This window comes from Acetobacter musti (assembly GCF_011516835.1).
GTDB classification, from domain to species: Bacteria; Pseudomonadota; Alphaproteobacteria; order Acetobacterales; family Acetobacteraceae; genus Acetobacter; species Acetobacter musti.
In genome coordinates, this window is sequence record NZ_WOTB01000075.1 from 1 (window position 1) to 4,418 (window position 4,418).

At 52.3% G+C, this 4,418-nt stretch carries 1 protein-coding gene and 1 pseudogene; one reads left to right on the forward strand and one right to left on the reverse strand.

What is annotated here, in order from left to right:
- Nucleotides 1-3,549 precede the first annotated feature (3,549 nt).
- Nucleotides 3,550-3,648, forward strand: a pseudogene (locus GOB93_RS22330) (IS5/IS1182 family transposase); the annotation flags it as partial.
- 307 nt (nucleotides 3,649-3,955) lie between these two features.
- Here the strand turns inward: GOB93_RS22330 and GOB93_RS20555 are convergent.
- Nucleotides 3,956-4,159: a hypothetical protein gene (locus GOB93_RS20555; RefSeq protein WP_173585225.1), complete on the reverse strand. Its 204-nt coding sequence runs from the start codon at nucleotides 4,157-4,159 to the stop codon at nucleotides 3,956-3,958.
- Between the last annotated feature and the right edge of the window lie 259 nt (nucleotides 4,160-4,418).

Genomic DNA, 4,418 nt, shown 5'->3' on the forward strand with positions numbered 1-4,418 from the left:
ACCCCGGACCAGATGGCCAACAGCAACGCCGTCAGAAGGGCGGCATAACAACAACCGGGTATAGCTTATCAAGCCCGCAAAACTGTCCGAACGGACGGGACCACCTCAATTACCTGCTAGAGCAGATCCGGTTTGAATGGACACATTCGAACTGGTGAAGATGCTCGATAAACAATGAGTTAGAGCAATTCCACTGAGCCAGAGTTCAGTGGAATTGCTCTAGATGGCTTCAGCGAGCAGATCAGCTTCTGCGCCGTCATCCCAGTCAGAGTAGTGCAGAGTCAGAAGATATCTCAGGGTATCAAAGGCCGGATATAGCTTTAAGCCACTCTTTCTTTTCGCGTCATCAGAGCCAAATCTGACGCCATTTGCCGGGTCGAACGCAGTGCCGGGCTGCGGATGATCACGGTCGCTGGCTAAGCCTTCTTTCTAGCCAGACGAAGCATAGCCCTCAAATCATGACAAGAGCTTCGAAACAGCCCGTCCCCACCCACGGTCGTGATTATTGTTATACGGTGGCCCACTGCGGAAGATGACTCGGCGTCACACGCTACGCAATTCCGTAACGTTGAACTGATCTGCAGATCATCAATGAGCTGCGGACAGTAAAAAATTTTTCTCCACTCCTCATGCTGCAATACGTCGACCGACCGATAGCCTAAGTGCTGTGTTTCTGTCAGCCCACACACGATTACGACAATTATAAAAAGCGCCTCATCTCGTTTTCGGGTATCTCATGTTTAAAAACGTCAAGATTTTCCCGGTTAACAAGAGTCTCCAGCCGGCGGAAGGCAAATCCCTCCTCTCAACCGGATCATCTCAAAAAGTTCCTGACAATCACATTGCTTCGCAGCATTCAAAACCTTTTTTACGTAATTTCCAACCGCAGGATCTGCAAACGGCATCACCTGATCGAATAAAGCCCGTGCTAATCTATCTACTTCCGGGCTTCGCGATGCTATTGCATCGATTGACTCAGAAAATCTGTCCGATCCGGGCAAGCCGTTTATAAAGATGTTTCGTATCCAGGACACCCATCTTTCGTCGACATATGCACGCGACGCTTCCTGAAATTCCTCCATAAATGGGATGCGTCCCCTAGACAAACTCAGCCGTATTTCGGACATCAAATGACGGATAATGTGTGCAGACGGAGAACCTCGGACAACATCGAGGGTTATATTGTAGTCATCATGATTATTACGACACTTTTTCTGGCACCAGGTCTTTCTGTCTGGGTCCAGTTTCTGAAGTCGGGCGATAATCTCGGACCATACCACACTCTGTACGACTGTTGCGCCACGCGGAAGGACAGGTGCCCCATTCAACGTAATGACCATCCAGGAAGAAAAATTCTCAATACTCACAAACGATCCTCGCAACATCTCTCCGCGTTTTCCATATAGCTTAACGTCTTATATGACCACCGTGCCGGAGTTTATCGGGCAACCGCGTTTAACCTACAGTTGTGGACGCAACGCATCACGGGAACGCTTTTTGGAGGTTGCGTTAGCGATAACGAAAGACGTCGTGCGATAGTAGCGCACACGAGTTCACGTAATTTGTTTACACCACTTCTCTGATGTCAAGCATCGTCTGGCTCGCCTGAGCGCACTGCGTGGTCACTTCGATGCTTTGTCCCAGAGATGCTCCTTTGGACCGCTCCAAGGGCTTGATAAGTCAGGCTTAACATCTGTTAATTTATTGGGCTGAGCACCATTATAAGGCTCATGAGTTGGCGGATGGAGGATAAGCCTGTGAGCGACGGGGCAGGCCGGCCTCTCCGCCTTTATCTGACCGCAGGACAGGTCAATGACTTCACAGGCACTGATGTTCATCTGGCGGATGAGACAGAGCAACTCATCAGAGACCGGAGTGATGATAGTAATCGGAACAGATTATCACCAGCAGGCCGGTATATCGCAGCCTGTATTCCTACGAGGAAAAACCGCAAATCAAAACCACCTTAAATCTGGCATCTTTATATAAGAGGTGCCTCCTCGTCGAAAACATATTCGCAAAACTCAAGGACTGGCCTCATATCATAGCACCCTATGACAGATGCTCGGCCATCTGTTTCGTCGTGACCGTCATGTTCTGTCTATGTGTCCCGAGCTTAACTGACAACACCTCCCGGGTGCTGCAACTAAGGAGGGCCGAGAAACCAGTATTCTGGTGTGGGCACTTTTCAGGCAGCCGCCTTATGTCAAACTGTTGCAGAACGTTAACATCTGTTAAATATCCGGAAACGTTAATGTTTCGGTAGTTAATCGTTTGCTAAAAGCAGTTCGTACGGGCGCGGTCCGCACCAGTTCTTTCTGATGACTGTCAACCACATGGCCGAACAACGGTTTTTCCATGCTGAAGAAGCGCTAGCGCCGGCTAGAATGACTATGTGCATGGAGCGTATGTCTGGAGAAGTGCTTTAAAAAATGAAGTCTTATTTTTATGGAAAGAGCGGCGCTCATCAGCCGTTAAGCCCACACTCACCGGTCTGTGCTCAATTGTGTGAGCCTCGGACACTCAGGGCAGCCTCTATCGCTCAGTCGGAAAACCGCTTTTCCGGTCCATTCTTGATCTGGCTGAGAAAGATCAGGATTATCGGTCTGATTCGGCGAGTTTTTGCCACTTCACCTGATGTACAACGCGCGCCAGACCTGGAATTCGAGCGCCTGCATGACGCTGGATGGGATGCTTATGCCGAGGGTCACGCTCTGACCATGGCGTCCATGTTATCTGACCGCGACAGACAAGCGTGGATTGCCGGGTGGAAGGAGCGCGAGAAGATGGAGATGATCCTTTGGTAACGACGCTTCTCCTAGCGAGCCTTATGCATTTTGTGAGCGCAGGTGACAGCGTTTCTGAGTATGAAGCGTGCGAAGGCGGTGGTGTGCATCGCAGCAAGTGTTGAGGCGCAGCACTCGCAGTCTTTCGCCAGCGTCGTGGGTCGGTTGTCCACGCGAACGGTCTCTCCAAAATCCGGCGACGGGGCAGTAACACAAAGCCCCACTTAGCCTGAGGCAGCCTGATGATTTCGAGGGTGATATCATGCTGCTTTGCTGCATTGGCTGCTTCTGACCCGGTATGGCCGTGATCAGCCCACGCCAGCCTGACTTCCCGGCTGTCGTCTGCTAACTGGCCTCAGTCAATGGATTCTGCCCGGTCTTCCCTGTCGTGCAGGGCCGGAAGATGCTCCAAGGTGTCGACCGCCATGTGCAGCTTTGATCCTTCTTTCTTTTTGCATCGTTATGGCCGGTGCGGGATCTACTTCCCGGAGTCCAACGCGGTATTCGGCTGTCGCTGATCGCCGTTGACGGTCCGGCCTTCTTTCCTGCCGCAATACGCAGCACAACCCGCAGATCGTAGACCAGAGCCTCGAGACAACCAGTTTCCATCCAGCGCCCGGATTGCTGATAAATCGTAGACCACGGCGGCAGATCATTCTGCATCGCACGCTATGTAATACCGTAACGGATCACATACCGAAGGCCGTGCAATCCTTCACGGGACACCGGACAGCCGCCCCCTTGCCTAGAAAGGGGCTTTTCCCGCGATATTGGACGGACAAAGGGCGGCCTGAACTCAAAGCTTCGTGCCATCTGCGACGGTCAGGGGCGACAGGTCCGACTTCATCTGACTGCAGCGCAGCAGAGGTTCTTCTGAGCGATCTTCCCGATAAGACAGAGCAGGTCATCGTATACCGGGGATGCTATAGCAACAGGATGGTCAGGTAGTCTCCCGCAGACCGGAACATCGCCGCCTGTATTCGGCCACAGAAAAACCGGAAATCAAAGCCGCCCTACAACTGGCATCTGCATAAAAAGCGCCATCTCATCGAAAACAATCCGTCGGGTTGTGGTACCCCTTGCAGCGGCGTGGCTGCAGAAGTGGCGTGATGAGTAGCTTCATTCCGTCTGACCGGCCTCAGCCGTATTTTGTGTCGCCTGATCTCAAGTCATGCCTTTCGGCTGACAATATGGTGCATTTCGCTGTTGCCGCCGTTGAGCGCGTTCCGATGAGCGCATTTTCCATCGCGATGCGCCCAGGCGGGAGGGCGCAGCATCAGCCGCGCCTGACGCTGGTGCTTTTGATCGGCTATACAAACCGGATTTACGCTGGATCGCGCCGCCAGCAATCGCGACATCGGCGTACGCTTCATGACGGCATACCTGCGTCCAGATCACGACACGATCGCCACTTTCCGGCAGACAACCGGGCCGCCATCGAGTGGGTGTCTGTGCAGGTTCTGATTCTAGCGCGCGACAGGGCCGGTTAAGCCTGGACACGAAGTCGATCAACGGCAAGAAGATCGACGCGGAAATCTCACAGAAGGGTTGTACATCGGGTTAGATTATGAAAAAGTCTGTTTTGCACAAAAGAATTTTTCATAAGCAATAAACGAACCCGATGCAGACAGA